The 21,511-nt window shown below is 59.5% G+C and carries 14 protein-coding genes; 13 read left to right on the top strand and 1 reads right to left on the bottom strand.

Translation table 11 applies throughout. The features are described 5' to 3' along the window. Nucleotides 1-129 precede the first annotated feature (129 nt). The 13 genes from IEY47_RS07760 to IEY47_RS07700 all read left to right on the top strand — a co-directional run bounded on the left by IEY47_RS07760 (nucleotide 130) and on the right by IEY47_RS07700 (nucleotide 18,082). Nucleotides 130-2,205 (top strand): TonB-dependent receptor domain-containing protein, encoded by a 2,076-nt coding sequence (locus tag IEY47_RS07760; RefSeq protein ID WP_229779309.1) that lies wholly within the window; start codon nucleotides 130-132, stop codon nucleotides 2,203-2,205. A 431-nt stretch (nucleotides 2,206-2,636) separates the two neighbouring features. Then, nucleotides 2,637-4,952, top strand: a complete 2,316-nt coding sequence (locus IEY47_RS07755; protein ID WP_188982616.1) for a TonB-dependent siderophore receptor — start codon at nucleotides 2,637-2,639, stop codon at nucleotides 4,950-4,952. Nucleotides 4,953-5,020: 68 nt separating this feature from the next. Beyond that, the gene (locus IEY47_RS07750) at nucleotides 5,021-6,532 is read left to right on the top strand and encodes a class I SAM-dependent methyltransferase (protein WP_188982614.1); all 1,512 of its coding nucleotides are present in this window, start codon (nucleotides 5,021-5,023) and stop codon (nucleotides 6,530-6,532) included. A 50-nt stretch (nucleotides 6,533-6,582) separates the two neighbouring features. Continuing rightward, the gene (locus IEY47_RS07745; RefSeq protein WP_229779307.1) at nucleotides 6,583-7,470 is read left to right on the top strand and encodes an alpha/beta hydrolase; all 888 of its coding nucleotides are present in this window, start codon (nucleotides 6,583-6,585) and stop codon (nucleotides 7,468-7,470) included. Between the two features lie 220 nt (nucleotides 7,471-7,690). Continuing rightward, nucleotides 7,691-8,626: an ABC transporter substrate-binding protein gene (locus tag IEY47_RS07740; protein WP_229779305.1), complete on the top strand. Its 936-nt coding sequence runs from the start codon at nucleotides 7,691-7,693 to the stop codon at nucleotides 8,624-8,626. Continuing rightward, nucleotides 8,623-9,636: a FecCD family ABC transporter permease gene (locus tag IEY47_RS07735; RefSeq protein ID WP_188982612.1), complete on the top strand. Its 1,014-nt coding sequence runs from the start codon at nucleotides 8,623-8,625 to the stop codon at nucleotides 9,634-9,636. The genes IEY47_RS07740 and IEY47_RS07735 overlap by 4 nt, the downstream gene beginning before the upstream one ends. Then, nucleotides 9,633-10,697 carry a FecCD family ABC transporter permease gene (locus IEY47_RS07730; RefSeq protein ID WP_188982610.1) on the top strand — a complete coding sequence of 355 codons (1,065 nt, stop codon included), beginning with the start codon at nucleotides 9,633-9,635 and terminating at the stop codon, nucleotides 10,695-10,697. The genes IEY47_RS07735 and IEY47_RS07730 overlap by 4 nt, the downstream gene beginning before the upstream one ends. 25 nt (nucleotides 10,698-10,722) lie before the next feature. Beyond that, the gene (locus IEY47_RS07725) at nucleotides 10,723-11,541 is read left to right on the top strand and encodes an ABC transporter ATP-binding protein (protein WP_188982608.1); all 819 of its coding nucleotides are present in this window, start codon (nucleotides 10,723-10,725) and stop codon (nucleotides 11,539-11,541) included. Between the two features lie 118 nt (nucleotides 11,542-11,659). After that, nucleotides 11,660-12,559, top strand: a complete 900-nt coding sequence (cysM, locus tag IEY47_RS07720; RefSeq protein ID WP_188982606.1) for a cysteine synthase CysM — start codon at nucleotides 11,660-11,662, stop codon at nucleotides 12,557-12,559. Nucleotides 12,560-12,576: 17 nt separating this feature from the next. Next, nucleotides 12,577-13,929 (top strand): 23S rRNA (uracil(1939)-C(5))-methyltransferase RlmD, encoded by a 1,353-nt coding sequence (gene rlmD / locus IEY47_RS07715; protein WP_188982605.1) that lies wholly within the window; start codon nucleotides 12,577-12,579, stop codon nucleotides 13,927-13,929. A 155-nt stretch (nucleotides 13,930-14,084) separates the two neighbouring features. After that, complete coding sequence (relA, locus tag IEY47_RS07710) at nucleotides 14,085-16,328, top strand: GTP diphosphokinase (RefSeq protein ID WP_188982602.1); 2,244 nt, start codon at nucleotides 14,085-14,087, stop codon at nucleotides 16,326-16,328. 80 nt (nucleotides 16,329-16,408) lie between these two features. Then, nucleotides 16,409-17,239 (top strand): nucleoside triphosphate pyrophosphohydrolase, encoded by an 831-nt coding sequence (gene mazG, locus IEY47_RS07705; protein ID WP_188982600.1) that lies wholly within the window; start codon nucleotides 16,409-16,411, stop codon nucleotides 17,237-17,239. A gap of 303 nt (nucleotides 17,240-17,542) precedes the next feature. Beyond that, nucleotides 17,543-18,082: a DUF2058 domain-containing protein gene (locus IEY47_RS07700; protein WP_188982598.1), complete on the top strand. Its 540-nt coding sequence runs from the start codon at nucleotides 17,543-17,545 to the stop codon at nucleotides 18,080-18,082. A gap of 173 nt (nucleotides 18,083-18,255) precedes the next feature. Here the strand turns inward: IEY47_RS07700 and rne are convergent, their stop codons facing one another. Beyond that, nucleotides 18,256-21,441 (bottom strand): ribonuclease E, encoded by a 3,186-nt coding sequence (gene rne, locus IEY47_RS07695; protein WP_188982596.1) that lies wholly within the window; start codon nucleotides 21,439-21,441, stop codon nucleotides 18,256-18,258. Nucleotides 21,442-21,511: the final 70 nt, after the last annotated feature.

The raw sequence follows: 21,511 nt of genomic DNA, 5'->3' as shown, positions 1-21,511 counted from the left end.
TTCCGATCAGTGTAAATGATCTTTACTAGCAACTGACAATGAATATCATTCGCCTCCGATTTGGCGTCGTCTAGCCCTTTGGAAAGGGCCACTACGCCTTTTTTCGCGGTAGCCATCGGAGGGAACACATTGAAGATCAGGAATCGTAAGCACACCTTGGCAATGGCTGTAGCGATGGCTATTGGCGCGCCAGGTACGGTGGCCGCGCAGGCGTTGGACATTGGCGGCACCGAACGCGCTGAAGCGCTAGAGCTCGGTACGACCACCGTCCGCAGCGCGTCAGGTTTCGAACAGAACATTGCAGATGCACCGGCCAGCATTTCGGTGGTTTCGCGTAAAGAGCTGGAAAAGCAGTCCTACAGCGACATTACCGACGCGATGAAAAACATCCCTGGAGTCTATGTCACTGGCGGGGGCGGCATGCAGGACATCAGCATCCGCGGAATGACGGCGGCCTATACGCTCTACCTTATCGACGGCAGGCCCATATCCGCAGGGCGCTCGGTCAATACGAATGGGTCCGACGGCGGCAAGCAAATTGCGCTTCCGCCGCTGTCGATGATCGAACGCATCGAAGTCATCCGTGGGCCCATGTCATCGTTGTATGGGTCCGAGGCGATGGGTGGCGTGGTGAACATCATCACCCGTAAGTCCGGGAACGCATGGCACGGCAGCCTCAATACCGAATACACGCGCTCGCTTAACGATCTCAGCAACGACGGTAAGCAGGTGGACCTGTTCGCTGGCGGCGCGCTGGTGCCCGATTTGCTCGGGCTGCAACTCAACGGCTCGTACGTGAATACCGTGGAAAGCGACTACTCAGGTGGCGGCGACTCTGCAGAGAGCACCCCGGACAGTACCAACAAGAAGGGCGGCGCGCGGCTGTATTTCACGCCGAACGATCAAAACGAATTCGGCTTCAGCTACGACTCGGCGACGCGCCGCTACACGCACACGCCCGGCAGGAGTGTCGCCGAGGATGCAACGCGTTCCACGACGCGCTACGACAAGGACGTCTACGTCATTTCGCACGACGGCAACTATGGCGATGTTCTGCTCAATACCTATCTTCAGCACGACATATCGGACCGCGTACAGACATCGACCAAACGCGAGCGGGTGAGCATCCTCAATTCCCAGGGCACCTGGTTCCTGGGGCGCCACACCCTGACGTTCGGCGGGCAGTACAAGAACGAAAGTTTCGTTGACGAGACCAATGGGCTGCTGACGTCGAATGTCGACGGCGCGGTCAAGAAGGTGGACCGCTGGCTGGCGGCCCTGTACAGCGAAATCGAATGGGGCATCCTCGATAACTTCTCGGTCACCACGGGCCTGCGCTACAACGACGACGAATTGTTCGGCGGACACCTGTCGCCACGTGTTTACGGCGTCCATCACGCGACGCCCGAATTGACGTTCAAAGGCGGCGTGTCGACCGGCTATCTCCAGCCCAGCCTTACCTCCGCTACCGAAGGGTTTGGGCGCGGCACGGGCGGTGGTGGATCGCCTGTACCGCATCCGCGCGCACTCATCATTGGTAATTCCGAGCTCGAACCCGAAACCAGTACGAGCTATGAATTCGGTTACGTCTACGACGACAAGGCGCTCGGTTTGAATACCAGCCTCATGTTGTTCCATACCGAATACAAGGACAAAATCGCCGAATTCCGCACCTGTGAAACGCCGAATTCAACGGCGGTCAGAAACGACCCCTCGGCGTGGAGCTGCCCGTTCGGTGGCAACAACTATCTGTTCTTGAGCACGCAGCGAAACATCAGCGAGGCGATGATGCAGGGGGTGGAGTTCACCCTGGATTACGCCCTGCGCGACGATTTGGATTTCCGTACCAGCTACACCTTCACCGACTCTGAGCAGAAGAGCGGCGACTTCAAGGGCGATCCACTGAACAAGGTGCCTCGGCACATGTTCAACGCGGGGTTGGACTGGGATGTGACGGAAAAATTGGGCAGCTGGGTCCAGTACAACTACCGCGGGAAAACCAGTGACTACTTAAGCCGCGTCAGCATGTCGGACGGTACCCCGGGGTATGGTTTCGTGGACGTCGGGCTCGTTTATCAGCTGACGCGGAATATCGATCTCAAAGGCGGGCTGTACAACGTCGCGAACAAAGAGGTCAGCAACGACGAATACGGCGTCGTGCTCGATGGGCGCCGACTCACGGTGGGTTTGACTGTTGATTTCTGACCTTGCGGCGATCAGCAGGGGCGTGGCCGGGCGTGCATTGCTATGAGATTTACAGGCCGTTCGGCAGGCGCCGCATTGTTGCGTAGGACCGATCGGCTAGACGCCAATCCAAAGCTATTCCTGATTCCTGTAGGAGCCCGCTTGCGGGCGATCTGGCGCGATGCCGGTCCACCCGGCCAGTCATCTCCATGCAGGAGCAGACGGGCCTGCGATGGAGGTGTGCACCTTACTGGAGGGTGTTGCTTGCGATTGGCAATGGCTCCAGTACCCAATTGGCAGATTTGTATAGTATGTAAATGATGTTTACTACTATTTGATAATGAATATCATCCAGGCCCGGTGAATCTTAGCGTCTACGCAGAAAGTTCCATTTGAAGGGCAAAGGGAACGCTCGCGCTCGGCGATTACGAAGTCGTTCATGGGGGAACGGAATGGAACCTAAATTCAAGCCGAGTTTGTTGGCTACTGCAGTTTTTCTGGCGTTTGGTGCGCCTGCTATGGCTCAGGGCCAGACTCTGGAGCTGGGGATCGACGATGTGACCGTGGGCGAGGATCGCACGGATAGTGTGTTACCCGCTGATGGATCGAGCGAGGCGCTTCAAGTTGAGGAAACGCGTGTTATCGGCACTGCCGAACAAGAGCTGAAGCAAGCGCCTGGCGTTTCACTCATCACCGCCGAAGACATCAAGAAGCGTCCGCCGGTAAACGACCTTTCAGACATCATCCGCAAGATGCCAGGTGTCAATCTCACCGGTAACAGTGCCACCGGTCAGTACGGCAACAATCGCCAAATCGACCTGCGCGGTATGGGACCGGAGAACACGCTCATCCTCATTGATGGAAAGCCCGTGAGCTCGCGAAACTCCGTGCGTATGGGACGTAGTGGCGAACGCAACACTCGCGGCGACACCAACTGGGTGCCGGTCGATGCGGTCGAGCGTATCGAGGTTCTGCGTGGCCCGGCTGCGGCTCGTTACGGTTCCGGTGCAGCCGGTGGTGTGGTGAACATCATCACCAAAGCTCCAACTGACAAGCACAGCGGCTCGGTCACGGCATACACCAATATTCCTGAAGACAGTGCCGAGGGAGATACCCGGCGCATTGGCTTCAGCCTTACCGGCCCCATCGTCGACTCGCTGTCGTATCGCCTGTACGGCAACGTGAACAAGACCGATGCAGACGACTTGTCTCTGAACGAAGAGTATTCCGCAGGCGTTACTCCGCCCGCGGGTCGGGAGGGCGTCCGTAACAAGGATGTCAACGGGCTGTTGCGTTGGGATCTTGACCCCCAGCAGACCCTCGAATTCGAGGGCGGCTTCAGCCGCCAGGGGAACATCTACGCAGGTGATCGAGGTGTCAGCAGTGGTGGCTCCGAGCTTTTGAACGAGCTGGCCAATAGTGGCAAGGAAACGAACACCATGTACCGTCAAAGTGCGTCCATCACGCACCGAGGTGATTGGGATTTCGGAACTTCCCAGGTCGTTGCTTCCTACGAAAACACGCGCAATCGCCGCGTCAACGAGGGCCTGGCAGGAAGTTCGGAAGGAAGCCCGAATACCGGGGAATCGGTTTCTGAGCTCAAAGCCTATCGCCTGGCTGGCGAAGTAAACCTCCCATTGCAGTTTGCTTTCGAGCAGGTTTTGACGGTGGGCGCGGAAGCGACACGAGACGAACTGGATGATCCTTATTCGATGAGTCAGAACGCCAGTAACGGCGTCGTTGTGCCTGGTGCCGATACGGGTGTTCGCTCCGGCGAGACCGATGCGGATAACTATGCCGTATTCGTCGAGGACAACATCGAGCTGACCTCTCGCTGGATTCTTACCCCAGGTGTGCGCTTCGACCAGCACAGCGAGTTCGGCAGCAACTGGAGCCCGAGTCTTAACAGTTCCTACAAAGTTACGGACACCGTAACGCTGAAGGGCGGTGTCGCGCGTGCGTTCAAAGCACCGAACCTGTACCAGTCGAACCCCAATTACCTGTATTTCTCCATGGGTAACGGATGCCCGATCAACACGGGGAATCTGGGTGCAGGTTGCTACGTACAAGGCAATGACAATCTGGATGCCGAGACAAGCCTGAACAAAGAGTTGGGTATCGCTTATGACAATGCCGGGTGGAGCGCCGGGTTGACGTATTTCCACAACGACTACAAGAACAAGATCGTCGCCGGCATGGGCAACGGCTCCGATCCTGTCGCTGTAGTGCCGGGGAATCCGACGGCGACGAACCCGAATCCACTCGGGCAAGTATTCCAGTGGGAAAACGCATCCAAGGCCGTCGTTTCGGGCTGGGAAGGCAATATCAACGTCCCATTGCTGGGTGTCGAGGGAGAGATCCTGAGCTGGAACAACAACTTCACGTACATGATCCAGAACATCAACAAAGAGACGAGAGAGCCGCTTTCGGTCATTCCGAAGTACACGGTTAACTCGATGCTGGATTGGGCGGTAACTCAGTCGCTGGATCTTTCTTTCAGCATGACCCACTACGGTAAGCAGGAGCCGCGCAGGCTGAACTCCCAAGGCGGGCAGGCGACTGACGCGGAGCTGGGCGAGCGCGAGCGCTATACCATCTTCGGCATTACCGCCAACTACGAGTTGGATGAAACATGGCGCTTCACCACAGGTATCAGCAACATGTTCGACAAGCGTCTTTACCGTGAAGCGAACTCGAGCGGAGCCGGAGCGAATACGTATAACGAGCCCGGTCGTGCGTACTTCGCCTCTGTGACGGCGTCGTTCTGATACCGATCGCTTACCCATCGAGACAGCTCCGCCAGGTTATGCCTGGTGGAGCTTTGTTGTGAGTTGACATGTCACTTTGGACTGACGGCTACTTAGCCGATTACCCCTATCCGCACCATGTCCAGCCCGAGCTATCGCCGAGCTGGATCGTTTCCGTTATGGGTGCGCTTGGCCAGCACGCGCCTGACATTGCCAAGGCTTTTCGGTATTGCGAGTTGGGTTGTGGCCAAGGCCTCAACAGCCTTGTTCTCGCTGCTTCGAACCCATCGGGGCAGTTTTTGGCCGTCGATTTCAACAGCCGGCACATTGAACACGGCCAACGCCAGGCTTCAGCCGCCGGATTGACCAATCTGGAATTTAGCCAGGCGAGCTTTTCGACGCTTGCAGACAGCTATGACGGGGAGGGCTTCGACTTCATCGTCCTGCATGGCGTGTATTCCTGGATATCGCCAGACAACCGCAGCGCGATCCGCCAGTTCATCGCGCAGCATCTCAAACCGGGCGGCGTCGTCTACCTCGCGTATATGACGCATCCGGGAATGTCGGCGATGATCGCCGCTCAGCGAGCGCTTTGGCAGATCGCACAGCAATCATCCGGCGATCCAGCGGATCGCTTGCGTGCAGGATTATCGGCGATCCGCCAGTGGCAGGATGCCGGTGCTGGTTATTTCGTCGATCATCCTGACGTTGCACGCAGGCTGGAGCGCGCTGACAGCGAAGATATGGCGTTTTTGGCCCACGAACTGCTTTGTGAGCATTGGACGCCGTTTCATGTCGGAGAAGTGATCACCGAGTTCGCCGGGTTGGGATGCAGGCTGGTCGGCAGTGCGACGCCGCTGGAAAACATCGATAGCCTGTCTTTACCGGGCAATTGCATACCGGTGCTCGAAGGCTTATCAGATACCCCTAAGCGTGAAGCGTTCAAGGACATCGCACGTAACCAATCCCAGCGGCGTGACCTGTACACGCGTAATCCAGATGCGATGGCTTCGGACGAGCACCGTGATGTACTGCTGAACAGTTGTTGGGTCGGGCTGCCAAGCGCTTCAACCAACGACACGTTGGAATTCGAAACACGTATTGGTCCGATACCCGCTGATCCGCAGCTGTTCACTCCACTGCTGGCCGCGTTGAGGCAGAGCGCCTGGAGCTTTGCCGAGCTGGCGCGGCTTCCAGCACTCCAAGGCCGGATATCCGGGATTAGCCCTGCGTTGCAGATGCTTGCCTGGGCGGGCCATGTGCACCCGCTACGGCATGGCGCAGTCGATGTAGATCGATGTCACGCGTTGAATCGGATCATTAGCGAGGGCGTTTTGTGCGGAGAGCATTACACGCATCTAGCGGCACCTAGCTTAGGTGCTGGTATCGCGGCTGACACCATTGAAATGGCAGCCGCTCGTGTTCTGCTGGATCACCCTCAACTACGCGGCAGGGCCTTATGCGAAACGACGGCGGCCTTGCTTCGGCGTTTGGGTTGGCGAGCGGTCGAGAGCCCGGGTGAACAGCTGGAGGCGAGACTGCAACGTTTTGAACGGGATACGCTGCCGGTCTGGCAGCAGCTTGGAGTGGTGGGAGCGTGATGTTCTGGATAAGGGTTTTCTTTGTATTGCTAAGCACGGTGAGTACCGCAATGGCCCGACCTGACCTGTCCAAGCCTGTCGGCCCAACGATCGCTGATCAGGGCTCAGCTCATTATCGCTTCTCCCATTTCGATCTGGACTCGGTGGATGGCGAGCGCCACTACCGTATTTGGGTGGCTGAGCCAAAACGCGATGCGCCGCCCAGCGGCTATCCGGTGATCTATCTGCTCGATGGTAATGCTGCGCTCGCGACGCTGGATGAGGCGCTGCTAAGCGAAATGAGCCGTGCCGAGCCGCCGGTGATCGTGGCGATCGGCTACGCCACCGATCTACGGTTCGACACGACAGCGCGTGCGTATGACTACACGCCGCAGTTGCCGGGTGGTCAGCCCGTCGTCGACGACATCGTTCGGGAACGTAAAGGCGGCGGGGCAGATACCTTTCTCGATCTGATCGAAGGCCAGATCAAGCCGCGGGTGTCGTCGATTGCGCCCGTGGACCTGAAACGGCAGACGCTCTGGGGGCATTCCTACGGTGGGCTGTTCACGTTACACGCATTGTTCACGCGACCTCAGTCGTTTCAGTCCTATGTCGCTGCTGATCCCTCGATCTGGTGGCAAGAGGGCTACATCCTGAACGAGGAAAAAGGTTTCGCGCCGCCGCCGTCACCGATTCGGGTGACATTGATGAGGGGTATGGCGGAGCGCGTACGGGACAACGATAGCGACGCGGTTTCCGCCGTCGTGAAAGCCCGGCGCAAGGCCACCGAGTCGGTACCGCCAGATGCGGCGGCGCGGCTGGCCGAAAGGCTGGCGCGTTATTCGGGTGTCTCGGTGAGTTATAGAGCGTTCCCCGAACTAAGCCATGGCCCGATGTTGCCTGTATCGCTTGGGGAAACCCTGCGCTCGGTGGCGAGGGTATCGCCCGCAGGTAAATAAGGACATCGAGCTGCATCCGCAAACTGAACTTGCTTTTGATGCGCAGGGCTCGAAACTGTGTGTGGCTCGTTCGAATAATTGCCCTCAACCATGAAAATGCGTTGGGGGATTGTGCAAAATTCGGTCTTTTTCTCTGCCCCGGGAGCAGGGCGAAAGCATCGAGTCTGCCATTGTCGGCGAGGAAGTCGGCGTATCACCCATCTGTAGAGAAGGACTCCGCGTGAATTTCACAGTTTTCAAATACGCTCGTCGTCTAACAGGTCGCTTGGCCTTGGTCGGCTTGATCGGAATGGCGTCGTTGGGTGCAGCGGCCGAGGGTCGCTCGGTCGATACGGCTTTTGGCAAGGTGACCCTGGAGGGGACGCCGACACGTGTCGTCGCGTTGAGCGAGAATGCGCTGGATGTCGCCGTTTCCGTTGGCGCCAAACCGGTTGGAAGCGTTGCCACCCGGGGCGGTAACGATATTTCCGCCTACCTGAAGGATAAGGTCGGTGACATCAAGATCGTGGGAACGGCTCGCCAAACGAACCTGGAGTCGGTGTTTGCACTCAAGCCCGATTTGATTCTGGCACCGCCGGATCTCGCTAAGAACGAATACGAAAAACTCAGCATGATCGCGCCGACCATTGTGCCGAAAGCGACATCCTTTCAGGATTGGCGCATCAATGTAGAACTCTATGGCGCTGCGCTTGGCAAAGAAGCCGAAACCGGTGCGTCGATCAACCGAATCGACAACCGTATCGAGGCGCTGAAAGCGCATATCACGCCGGGCCAGGTGGCTTCCGTCGTGCGCTGGAATCCTCAAGGTCCCGGCATCATGTCCGCCCACCTTTTTGTGGGCCAGTTGCTCAAGCAGCTGGGTTTCAAGCCCACCGCAATGGCGGAGGAATTGCAGAGCAAGCCTCACAGCGACCCGTTGAGCCTGGAAAACCTGTCCCGCATCGATGGCGATTGGCTGTTTCTGTCCACGCTCAACGCCGACGGCGAGCAAGCACTGCAGACCGCGCGCCAGCAACCGGCGTTCTCGCGGCTACGTGCGGTCAGCGAAGAGCGTGCGGTCAGCGTCGACGGCCAGATCTGGTCGAGCGGTGCAAGCGGCCCGTTGGCGGTGAATGTTATTCTCGATGACGTCGAGAAGGCGGTCTCCGCGCAATGATTCAAGCGGGTAAAGGCGCTCGCTTCTCGCTGTCCGGAGCGCTGTTCTGCTGCGTGGTGGTATTGCTGGTGCTGTGTTTCGTCAGCCTTCTGGTCGGGGCGGGTGAGGTGGGGCCCGTTCGAAGCTTGCATGCTTTGCTTTCCTCGGGCGACGGCGAAGCCCGCTTCGTCATCTCCGAATTGCGCCTGCCACGCACGCTGTTGGGCCTCGTTGTCGGCGTGGCTTTGGGGGGCGCGGGCGTCGTGCTGCAGTCAGCCACACGTAACCCGCTCGCCGAGCCTGGGCTTCTGGGGGTCAGTGCCGGTGCGTCTTTCGCCGTCGTGTTGGCGATCGGTTTGGGCGCCAGTGCTGCCACTCTTAATCTGGGCGTCGCTGTTCTGGGGGCGTTGGCGGGGTGCCTGCTGGTTTTACTGGTCAGCCAGGTACGTGGCGTCGGCGATGACCCTGTGCGACTGGTGCTCGCGGGGGCCGCGTTCTCTGGCATCCTGACTGCGATCAGCTCGTTGATCCTTCTAAACGATCAACGCAGTGCCGACGAAATCAGGTTCTGGATCATTGGCGCGCTTGCCGGGCGGCCGCAGGATGCCTTGATCTGGAGTACGCCAGGTGCGCTGTTGGGGTTGTTGATCCTGATGCCATTGATTCAGCCGCTTTCGGCGTTGGCACTGGGTGAGAAGATGGCGACGGGACTGGGACATCATCCTGCATTGACGCGGTTCGGTGCTCTGACCGGGGTAGCTGTCCTCGTGGGGACAGCTACCGCCGCCGCCGGCCCGATTGCGTTCATTGGTCTGGTGGTGCCCTTCGTTGCACGCCGGCTTGTCGGCCCCGACATTCGCCGCACGATTGGCGTGTCGTTGCTGCTCGGGCCGAGCATCATCCTGTTCGCCGATATCCTTTCGCGGCTGATCGTTCGTCCCTACGAGCTACCGATCGGTGTCATTACCGCCTTGATCGGCGCACCCGTATTGATTGCTGTCGTCCGCAGCCACAGGATTCCGACGTTATGAGTGTGTTTCGAGCGGCGACTCTGGTGGCACCGCCAGGACACTGGCTGTTGTCGTTGGGGGCTTGGCGCGTGCTGCTGCACCGGCGCGGCGTGATGGCGGGGCTGGGCTTGATCGCGGCCATCGCACTGCTCGCCGGCTTGAGTCTTGCGTCCGGCGCTGCGGGGCTCGACCCGTTGACGGCATTATTGGCGGCGTTCGGGTACGGTGAGCCGATGCACGTCTTCCTGGTTCAAGAGTTGCGCCTGCAACGCCTGGTCGCCGGGCTCCTCACTGGCGCGGCATTTGGCATCGGGGGTTGCCTGTTGCAGACCCTTGCACGCAATCGCCTGGCCACACCTGGGGTCATTGGCATCGATGACGGCGCCACCGCCTTTGCGGTGGCGTCCATCGTGGCGGTGCCGACGAGCCTTGCACCTTCAGCCTTGGCGCTCACGGGGGCCGCCACGGCTGCCGTTCTAGCGTTCGGCTTGAGCGCCGGTGCTGGCGCGCGAGGCTACCGCTTCATCATCGTCGGCATTGCCGTGGGTGCCGTGTTCGGTGCGTTGACCAACCTGATGCTTGCGCGCGCCGATATCGACGCCGCCAATGAGGCCTACCCGTGGACGGTAGGCAGTCTGAGTGCGCGGCCCGCGCTTTCCGTCTGGCTGCTGGGCGTGGGGTTGCTGCTCTGCTTGCCCCTGGTGAAATACCTCGGTGGGGTGCTGAACACCATGCGCTTTTCCGATAGCGTCGCTATCGGCCTCGGCGTGCGTTTGACCGCGATGCGGGTGATCACACTGATTACGACTGTATTGCTCACCGCCCTTGCCGTTGCGGTCGTCGGACCGGTCGGTTTGATCGCATTGGCCGCGCCGGAGGTTGCACGTTATCTCACGGGCCATCGGGGTGTGCCGGTCCTGTGTGCGGCCCTTGCGGGTGGTGCGCTCATGGTCGCTGCGGACTGGGCCGGACGTACGCTGCTCGCGCCGATCGAAATACCGGTCGGCGTGATCACTGCCATCGTGGGTGGGCCTTATCTCCTGTGGATACTGCTGCGTCAGCCCTCACGCCGACTGACATGAATTACGCCGTTCCGGGTCGAACTCAATGAACACCTCCAAGCTGTTTGTCTCCCACTCCAGCGTCGATGTCACGTTACATGCTGATCACTTGAGCTTGGGCTACCCTGGCGCGGCGATCATCGAAGACTTGTCGCTACGTATCCCCAAATGCCAGGTGACGGCCATCGTCGGGCCCAATGGCTGCGGTAAATCGACCTTGCTCGCCGGCCTTTCCCGGCTGCACAAACCCACCAGCGGCGCCGTGTTGCTCAATGAGCGGGTGATTACCGACATTCCCTCCAAGCAGGTGGCGCGTCAATTGGCGCTGCTGCCGCAGGAGGCCAGCGCGCCGGATGGGTTGACGGTGTCCGAGCTCATTCGCTTCGGTCGGCAGCCGCATCAAAGTTTGTTGCGGCAATGGTCGGAGGAAGACCAACTGATCGTGGATGAGGCCATGCGCGTCGCCGATCTAGTGGAGCTGGCCAATCGGCCCCTGGAGTCGATGTCCGGCGGACAACGGCAACGCGCATGGATCGCCATGGCCGTTGCCCAGCAAACGCCGTTATTGCTGCTTGATGAGCCCACCTCGGCGTTGGATCTGGGGCATCAGATCGAGGTCTTCGAACTCATCCGAGACTTGGCGGACGCAGGCAAGACCGTGGTGATGGTGGTGCACGACCTCTCCAGCGCCTGTCGGTATGCGGACTATCTGGTGGCCATGAAAGCAGGGCAGATCGTGGCCGAAGGGTCGCCGCTGGAGATCATTACGCCCGATCTGGTTGAGGCTCTGTACGACGTGCGCTGTACGTTGATCAGCGATCCCGTTAGCGGAACGCCGGTCATCGCTGGCGTAACGCGCAGATAAGCCGGCTTCGTTTCAATCGCTGCCGGCAGCGTTCCTGCGGTCGTCCCGGAGTAGGGCGAGCGCCGATTTGCCGGTATCATGACTGCCCTTTTTCAGCCGCCAGGACTCGATCGACGTCATGACCGCGCATTACCCTACGATCGCCGAATGCATTGGCAACACACCCCTGGTCCGTCTTCAGCGCTTGCCTGGCGAGACGAGCAATACGCTGCTGGTCAAGCTCGAGGGCAATAACCCCGCGGGCTCGGTCAAGGATCGACCGGCGTTGTCGATGATCGAGCGCGCTGAACTCAGCGGGGCCATCGAACCCGGTGACACGCTGATCGAAGCAACTTCCGGCAACACGGGTATTGCCCTGGCGATGGTGGCTGCGATCAAAGGCTATCGCATGAAACTGATCATGCCCGACAACATGAGTGCGGAGCGTAAAGCTGCCATGAGTGCGTACGGCGCCGAATTGATTCTTGTCACGCGTGAAGAAGGCATGGAAGGTGCGCGCGACCTCGCCTTGCGCATGCAAAACGAGGGACAGGGCAAGGTGCTTGACCAGTTCGGCAACGCCGATAATCCGGTCGCGCATTACACGGGCACTGGCCCTGAGCTGTGGCGGCAAACCGGCGGGGCGATCACGCACTTCATCAGCTCGATGGGCACCACCGGAACCATCATGGGTACCTCGCGTTACCTGAAGGAACAGAATCCGGCGGTTCAAATCGTGGGCCTGCAGCCGCAAGAGGGCGCCTCCATTCCAGGGATTCGTCGTTGGCCGGAAGCCTACCTTCCGAAGATCTACGACGCATCTCGTGTAGACCGGGTCGTGGACATGGGACAGGTCGAGGCGGAAACCACAATGAGACGTCTGGCACAGGAAGAGGGCATCTTCTGTGGCGTCTCGTCGGGCGGCGCTGTCGCTGCAATGCTGCGGCTTTCCAAGGAAGTCGAGAATGCCGTCATGGTCGCGATCATTTGCGATCGCGGTGATCGTTATCTATCCACAGGCGTGTATGACCCGCGTTGAAATGAGCAGGATGGGCTATGGCCAGGCGTAGTGGTGGGTTGCGGTTTCAGCCGAGCGGCGGCACTCGCAAAGTGGCGGTGCCGACGGGCAAGAAGCAGCTGCTGAACATTGAGCGCATGGCTGATGACGGCCGTGGGATCGGTTTTTTTGAAGGGCGGACGTGGTTCGTCAGCGGGGCACTGCCTGGCGAAGAGGTGCAGGCGCGCGTGCTGGCCGCGCGTGGTCAGATCGTCGAAGCCCGCACTGAGCGGGTCACCGCGGCCAGCACCTTGCGCCAGGACGAACCGTGTCCCTGGGCGCGCCGTTGTGGCGGTTGCACGCTGCAACATCTGGGCGCCGAAGAGCAATTGCTGCTCAAACAGCGCACGCTGGCCGACCAGCTATTGCGTCAGGGACAACTCGTGCCGCAGCGATGGGCAGAGCCATTGACGGGGCCTGCGTTTGGCTATCGGCGCCGGGCACGCATCGCGGTTCGTTGGAACGAAGCATTGGAACGTCTCGAGGTGGGCTTCCGAGAGTCCTCCAGTCAGGCGATCGTTGGGATAGACGACTGCATCGTGCTGGCCCCGGTGTTACGTCCGCTGCTGAATGCGCTCTCGGGTGTGCTGGGCGGGTTGGAGCGTCCGCGGGCCATCGGGCATGTCGAGCTGTTCCACGGAGATGCGGTTGCGGTGCTGATTCGTCATACCCAACCCCTTTCGCCCCCCGATCTTGTCCGGCTGCAAGCATTTTGCGCCGCGCATGCCGCGCAACTCTGGTTGCAGGGCAGTGGGGCTCCCGTTGCTTATGAGCCGGGGGCGTTGCTGACCTATTCGTTGCCATCCTGGGCGCTGACGTTGGAATACCGGCCAGGCGACTTCATTCAGGTCAATGCGGCGGTCAACGACACGATGGTCCGGCAGGCGCTCGACTGGCTCGGCCCACTCGGCGGCAAGCGGGTGCTCGACTTGTTTAGTGGGCTCGGTAACTTTTCCTTGCCGATGGCGCGCGAGGCCGCGCAGGTCGTTGGCGTCGAAGGTGCGGAGGACATGGTGGCGCGTGCCAATTGGAATGCCCGGCGTAACGGCATCGATAACGCGCACTTTTTCCAGGCGGACCTGTCGAAGCCGCTGGTCGATGCCCCGTGGGGGCAACAGGCTTACGACATCATTGTGCTCGATCCGCCACGGGAGGGCGCGTTGGAAATCGTTCGCCAGGCAGCGTCCTGGACGGCCGAGCGGGTGCTGTACGTTTCCTGTAACCCTGCGACGTTGGCGCGTGATGCAGCTGAACTGATTGCCCATGACTACAGGATGGTGCGCGCAGGGGTGATGGATATGTTCCCGCAGACGGCTCATGTCGAAGCGATGGCATTGTTTGAAAGACGCTGACCCCGACTGGCACGCGGCTTGATAGCAAAATGAAACGAGTCGATGAATGCTACGAAAGGCTGCGGTGGTATCGTTCTTTGAAGTTGAGGTGACCGGCGAGTGACTGCCGGTATTCCGGTTCACCCCACGGTGAGCCCTGAGCGAAGGTAAGCGAGATGGTACAGGTTAGAGCGCATCAGCCGATCAACACGGATGGCAGCATCAACCTCGAGGCGTGGCTCGATCATGTTGTCAGCCTCGACCCCTTGCTGGATCGGGCGTCGCTTGGCGCTGCCTGTGAGTTCGCGCGCGGTGTCGAGCAACAGGCCAACGCCGCACAGAATCTCTGGGTTGAGGGGACGTCGAGTTTTCAGACCGGGTTGGAGATTGCAGAAATACTGGCCGATCTTCGCCTCGATCAGGATTCGCTCGTCGCCGCCGTGATCTATCGGGCGGTCCGAGAAGGCAAGACCGACCTTGTCGAGGTGCATAAGCGCTTCGGCGACACCGTCGCGAAACTGGTCGAAGGCGTGTTGCGCATGGCTGCCATCAGCGCCAGCCTCAATCCAAGGCAATCGTTGGTGCTCGGGACTCAAGCGCAGGTCGAGAACTTGCGCAAGATGCTGGTGGCGATGGTCGACGACGTACGCGTCGCGCTGATCAAGCTCGCGGAGCGCACCTGTGCCATACGGGCGGTAAAGACGGCCGACGACGAAAAGCGCAACCGCGTCGCGCGTGAGGTGTTCGATATCTATGCCCCCCTAGCGCATCGTCTGGGCATTGGCCATATCAAATGGGAACTCGAGGATCTGTCCTTTCGTTATCTCGAGCCCGAGCAATACAAGCAGATCGCCAAGCTGCTCCATGAGCGTCGGCTCGATCGCGAGCAGTACATCAACAGCGTCATGCAGCAGCTCAAAGATGAGCTGACGGCGACCGGGATTAAGTCCGACATCAGCGGTCGGGCCAAGCACATCTATTCCATCTGGCGGAAGATGCGCCGAAAAGGCCTCGAGTTCAGCCAGATCTACGATGTTCGCGCGGTGCGTGTGCTGGTGCCGGAAATGCGCGACTGCTACACCGCCCTGGGTATCGTGCACACCCTGTGGCGCCACATTCCGAAGGAATTCGACGACTACATCGCCAACCCCAAGGAAAACGGCTATCGCTCGCTGCATACCGCGGTGATCGGGCCCGAGGGCAAGGTGTTGGAGGTGCAGATCCGCACCCACGCCATGCATGAGGAGGCCGAGCTCGGTGTATGCGCGCACTGGCGCTATAAAGGCACGGATGTCAAATCGGGCTCGTCTCACTATGAAGAGAAGATTTCCTGGCTCCGGCAAGTGCTCGAGTGGCATGAGGAGCTAGGTGATATTGGCGGATTGGCGGATCAGCTGCGGGTCGATATCGAGCCGGATCGCGTCTATGTATTTACCCCTGATGGCCATGCGATCGATCTGCCCAAAGGCGCGACACCATTGGATTTCGCCTACCGAGTGCATACCGAGGTAGGGCACAACTGCCGTGGCGCGAAGATCAACGGACGGATCGTGCCGTTGAACTACACGCTGCAGACCGGTGAGCAGGTAGAGATCATCACCGGCAAGCACAGCGGACCCAGCCGTGATTGGCTCAACCCGAACCTGGGCTACGTCAGCACCTCCCGCGCACGGGCCAAGATCGTTCATTGGTTCAAGCTGCAAGCACGCGACCAGAACGTCGCAGCTGGCAAGACGTTGCTCGAGCGGGAGCTCTCGCGCCTGGCCTTGCCTCCAGTGGACTACGAGAAGCTGGCAGAAAAAGCCAACCTGCGCACCGGCGAAGACATGTTCGCTGCATTGGGGGCGGGTGATCTTCGACTTGCCCAGTTGGTCAATCAGGCGCAGCAATTGGTCGAGCCGGATCGTGCCGACGAGCAGATCGAGCTCATTCCCAAACGGCCGAGCTCCAAACCAGGCGGGCGTCGTGGCGATGTACAGATACAAGGTGTCGGTAATCTACTAACGCAGATCGCAGGGTGCTGCCAGCCGCTGCCTGGAGATCCCATCGTTGGCTACATCACTTTGGGAAGGGGCGTTACGATCCATCGCCAGGATTGCGCGACTGTATTGCAACTGTCCGGACGTGAGCCCGAGCGCATGATCCAGGTAAGTTGGGGGCCGGTACCCGTGTCGACCTATCCGGTCGACATATTGATCAAGGCGTACGACCGATCGGGACTGCTGCGCGATGTGTCCCAGGTCTTATTGAATGAGCGGATCAACGTGCTTGCGGTCAATACGCGCTCCAACAAAGACGACAATACCGCGTCCATGTCCCTGACAATCGAGATTCCAGGTCTGGATGCCTTGGGCCGACTGCTCGCTAGGGTCTCCCAATTACCGAACATCATCGAAGCTCGGCGCAATCGCACTGCGTAGACCGGGCATTTCGCGGGTTTTGCGCGGCAACGGGCGATGGCTCGGTGCAGCGCAGCTAGTTTGGGGAGCGACAGACGCCTATGTATAGGCTCGACGATCTATTGCACCTCATGGCGCGTCTGCGTGATCCGCAGCATGGTTGCCCATGGGATCTCGAACAGACGTATCGCACGATCGTGCCCCATACGTTGGAAGAAGCCTACGAGGTGGCCGACGCGATCGAGCGGGAAGATTTCGATCACCTGCCTGGCGAGCTCGGCGACCTTCTGTTTCAAGTGGTCTATTACAGCCAATTAGGTCGAGAAGACGGTCGCTTCGATTTTGCGACGGTGGTAAATGAGATCACCCGAAAGCTCGTTCGTCGTCATCCGCATGTATTTCCCGATGGCGATCTCTATGGCGCGTTGGACTTACCTCGCTTGGACCAGGCGGCAATCAAGCAGCGCTGGGAAGCCATAAAAGCCGAAGAGCGCGCGGAGAAAGCAGCGGCTCCGGAGCAGTTGTCACTGCTGGACGATGTCCCAGCGACCCTGCCTGCGGTTTCCCGTGCGGCCAAACTTCAGAAACGTGCCGCAACCGTCGGTTTCGACTGGTCAGATGCGCCACCTGTTGTTGAGAAAGTTCGCGAAGAACTCGACGAAGTGGTAGAGGCCATGTCCCGCCAGGATCATGCCGCGCAGGTCGAAGAGGTGGGCGACTTGATGTTTGCGGTGGTGAACCTTGCGCGCCATCTCAGCGTTGATCCAGAGGGCGCACTGCGGGATGCCAATTCGAAGTTCGAGCGGCGTTTCCGGCACATTGAAATGACCGTAAAAGCTGGCGGGAATACGCTTGAAGGGACGGGACTCGATGAGATGGAGCGATTATGGGTCGATGCCAAGAACTTGGAGGCAGGGCCTCGCCAGACGTAGAAAAGGATGACTGCGTTTGCGCGTCGACTATTGCAGTGAAAAGATTGCTTCAAGTTCAATGCGGTACAGACGCGCCACCACGGTAATCCTGATTTCGTCGGAGCGCGTCAGGCCGGCAACTTTTAAGTGCGGCGGATCCTAAAGCCCGCCCCACTAAAAACGTTCGATTAGGTAAGCATTCCATTTGAACCCTTGGATCATATTTGTAGCTTATCCAGTGGAGTGGCAAAACACTGTTCATGCGTTGGACGATAACGCCAGCGCCTCAGATTCACCCGTGTCGAAGCAAGAGAGTTCGATCAGATGAGCATGTCACTGCGGGACCAGCTGTTGAAAGCCGGTTTGGTTAACGAAAAGCAGGCTAAACAAGCCGGGCGCCAGAAGCAGAAGCAACAGCGACTGGAGAAGAAAGGGCAAGTTGAAGTCGACGACAGTCAGCGTAAGGCAGCATTGCAGGCACAGGCTGAAAAGCTGGCCCGCGATCAGGAGCTGAACCGTCAGCAACAGGAAAAAGCGGAGCAGAAAGCGCGCACCGCGCAAATTAAACAACTCATCGAAACGAGCCGTTTGCCCAAGCTTACGACCGACGATTATTACAATTTCGTCGATGACAAAAAGGTCAAGCGGATCTCGGTCAATGCGCTTATGCGCACCAAGCTGAGCGCGGGTTCGCTGGGAATCGTCCGCCACGGCGGTGGCTATGAAGTGGTCACCCGCGAGGTGGCGGTTAAGATCCAGGAGCGCGATCCACGACGTGTGGTTTCACTCAACGATGCCACTGAAGAGATCGACGAAAACGACCCGTACGCGGCCTACAAAATTCCGGATGATCTCATGTGGTAAAACGCAGGCGTTTTCTCGATGGCCTGCGGCCTCCCGGATGAACCCTGCTGGGCCGCGGTCGTTTTGGCGGAATCGAGCTAAGCACGCGAGTGTGAAGTTCTAAGCGCGTTTGATAATGCGGCCTGCAACGAAAAAGGGATGCCAATTGGCATCCCTTTTTTTCATCATCAAGCCTATGGCTTGTGATTCTGCGGCGTACTGTCCTTGAGCTTATCGCTCTCGTTTCGTACGTCACGGTCGTCAGACGCTTCCGTCGGCTCGGCCGGCTCCGTCGTAGAAGCGGGCTCAACTACTTCGGAACGAATTTCGGGCTCGATAGAGGCAGGCGTTTGTTGCTCCGCTTCCACTGTATCGCTGGCAAGGTCGGCAACCTGCTGAATTTCAGCATGCGCCGCCCGATCACTGCTCACAGGTTCCACCACGACGTCTGCCGGCGTTGTCACTACGGCCTCGCGTGGGTCCGCATCGACGACAGGCTCAATGGCCGCGACGGGTGCGATTACGGGCTCTTCTGCAGGTGCTGCTTCACGAGCAAGGCGTTCCGCTTCTTTCTGGCGACGGCGCACTTCACGTGGGTCATTGGACGCGCGTCCACCCGAGCTAGGGGCCTGCGGGATCGCCGGCGCCGCGACCGCTTCTACCGTAGCATCCGCTGCTGGCGCGGCCGCTGCCGGCTTCTCGTCAGACACCTGTGGCTGTGCTTCGGGCTGAGCGATTTCCGGTTCTGCCACCGCAGGAGCCGTCGCCTCGACAGCGGCTATCTCTTCGGTTGCATCGGCGGCGGCTTCACGTGGACGATCCTCGATAGCCGGCTCGACGGGTACAACTGGCTTCGCCGGCTCGAACGACAGCGATTGCTGGCTGCGCGACGCTTCTGGCTCGCTCAATGCGACATCGATCTTCTCGCCAACGGTGGAGACGGACTCGGCTTTCGGCTCGGAAGTCTGCGCCTCGGCAGTGGACGCGACAGCGGCGACGGAGGCGGCTACAGCAACGGCTTTGTCGGCAACCGGATGCTCAGATGGGTTAGCAGCAGCGTCCGCTTCAGCAGGGCTTCCAGCGTTCTCGGACGCATCACCTGTTTCGTTGACATCGCGCTGGCGATCCCGACGGTTGCTGCGGCGACGCTGGCCACGTGAACGGCGGCGCGGGCGATCGCCGTCATTGTCCTGGCTATCGTCGTTGAGCGCTTCTTCTTGTACTACTTGTACTACCGATTCTTCGGTCGTTTCTGTAAGCGGCTCGCGCAGTTCACGCTGACGCTCGCCACGTGGGCGGCGACCTCCCTCAGGGCGTTCGCTGGTTTCGCGAGCGGGGCGATCTTCACGGGCCGGGCGCTCATCTTTGGTCACACGATCTTCGCGAGGGGTACGCGCTTCGGTTTGACGCGTGTCGTCACGAGGTTCGCGAGGCTCACGGGCCGGACGCTCACTGCGCGGTTTGCGGCCTTCGTTTTCTTTCGCATCGCGAGGTTCACGAGGTTCGCGGGGTTCACGCACCTGACGCTCTTCACGCGGTTTGCGTTCCTCGTCACGACGCCCATCGCGGCGGCGGTTTTGCTGGCGACCGTTGCGACGCTCACCGTTGCGGGCGGGACGTTCGCTTGCAGGTTGCGACTGCTCGGCCTTGACGGGCTCTGCATCCTTGCCTGCGAACAGGCTGACCAGCGATTTCACCAAGCCTTTGAAGATGCTTGGCTCGGAAGCAGGCGTTGCCGGTGCCAAAGGCGCGGGCTCCGTTGCGGCCGAAGCCGGTGCTGGCGTCGTGCGCTCGGGTGCTGTCTTGACTGCTGCTTCTTGGCGTACCAGCGTACGCGTCGAGCTGATGGGCTGAACTTCTTCGGGTTCGGACGGCGCCATTTCGTAGCTGGACTGGCCGGAAATGATGTCCGGGTTGTCGTCGCGCAAACGCTGCACTTCGAAGTTAGGCGTTTCGAGGTGATCGTCAGGCAGGATGAAGATGCGCGCGCGCGTGCGCAGCTCGATCTTGGTAATGGCGTTGCGCTTTTCGTTAAGCAGGAACGCGGCGACCTGGAACGGGACTCGAGCGCGGACTTCAGCGGTCCGGTCCTTGAGAGCCTCTTCTTCGATCAGGCGCAGGATGGCCAGCGATAGGGATTCGACGTCGCGAATGATGCCCTGGCCGTTACAGCGTGGGCAGACGATGCCGCTGGTTTCACGCAGGGAAGGGCGCAGGCGTTGGCGGGACATTTCCAGCAGGCCGAAGCGCGAGATGCGCCCAATCTGCACGCGAGCGCGGTCGGCTTCGAGCGCTTCGCGCATCTTGTCTTCGACGGCACGCTGGTTTTTGGTCGGCGTCATGTCGATGAAATCGATGACGATCAAGCCGCCGATGTCACGCAGGCGCAGCTGGCGAGCAATTTCTTCAGCCGCTTCCAGGTTCGTCTGCAGTGCAGTTTCTTCAATGTCCCCGCCTTTGGTGGCGCGTGCGGAGTTGATATCGATGGAAACCAGTGCTTCGGTCGGATCGATCACGATCGAACCGCCGGAGGGTAGTTTCACTTCGCGCTGGAAGGCGGTTTCGATCTGGCTTTCGATCTGGAAGCGATTGAACAGCGGCACGCTGTCCTGATAGAGCTTGATCTTGTTCTGGTACTGGGGCATCACCTGGCGAATGAAGCTCAGCGCTTCTTCTTGCGCGTCGACGCTGTCGACCAACACTTCGCCGATGTCCTGACGGAGATAGTCACGGATCGCGCGGATGATGACATTGGATTCTTGATAAATCAGGAAAGGAGCGGCGCGGTCTTTTGACGCTTCATTGATCGCGTTCCACAGCTGGAGCAGGTAATCCAAATCCCACTGCAGTTCCTCGCTGCTACGGCCGAGACCTGCGGTGCGCACGATTAGACCCATGTCCGCGGGGGCGTCGAGACCGTTCAGTGCTTCGCGAAGCTCGTTACGCTCTTCACCTTCGATGCGGCGAGAAATTCCGCCTGCACGTGGGTTGTTGGGCATTAGAACGAGGTAGCGGCCGGCCAAGCTGATGAAGGTAGTCAGCGCAGCGCCTTTGTTGCCACGCTCTTCTTTCTCGACCTGGACGATAACTTCCTGACCTTCGGACAGAACATCCTTAATGTTCACACGTCCTTCAGGGGATTTCTTGAAGTATTCGCGGGAGATTTCTTTTAGTGGAAGGAAGCCGTGACGCTCTGCGCCGAAGTCTACGAAAGCCGCTTCGAGGCTAGGTTCGACACGGGTAATACGGCCTTTGTAGATGTTGGCTTTCTTCTGTTCGCGAGCGCCAGACTCTATGTCGAGGTCATACAGGCGCTGGCCATCTACGAGGGCAACACGCAACTCTTCGGGCTGAGTTGCGTTAATCAACATTCTTTTCATGTGTTACCAACGGTTTCCGAGCTCCCGGAAACAACGATCGGCACACACGACTCTCGCGGTCGTGTCAGGT

The organism is Pseudomonas matsuisoli, from assembly GCF_014647635.1.
GTDB classification, from domain to species: Bacteria; Pseudomonadota; Gammaproteobacteria; order Pseudomonadales; family Pseudomonadaceae; genus Pseudomonas_P; species Pseudomonas_P matsuisoli.
The sequence above is the reverse complement of the archived record's forward strand: the minus strand, read 5'-3'. Positions and strand labels throughout refer to the sequence as shown.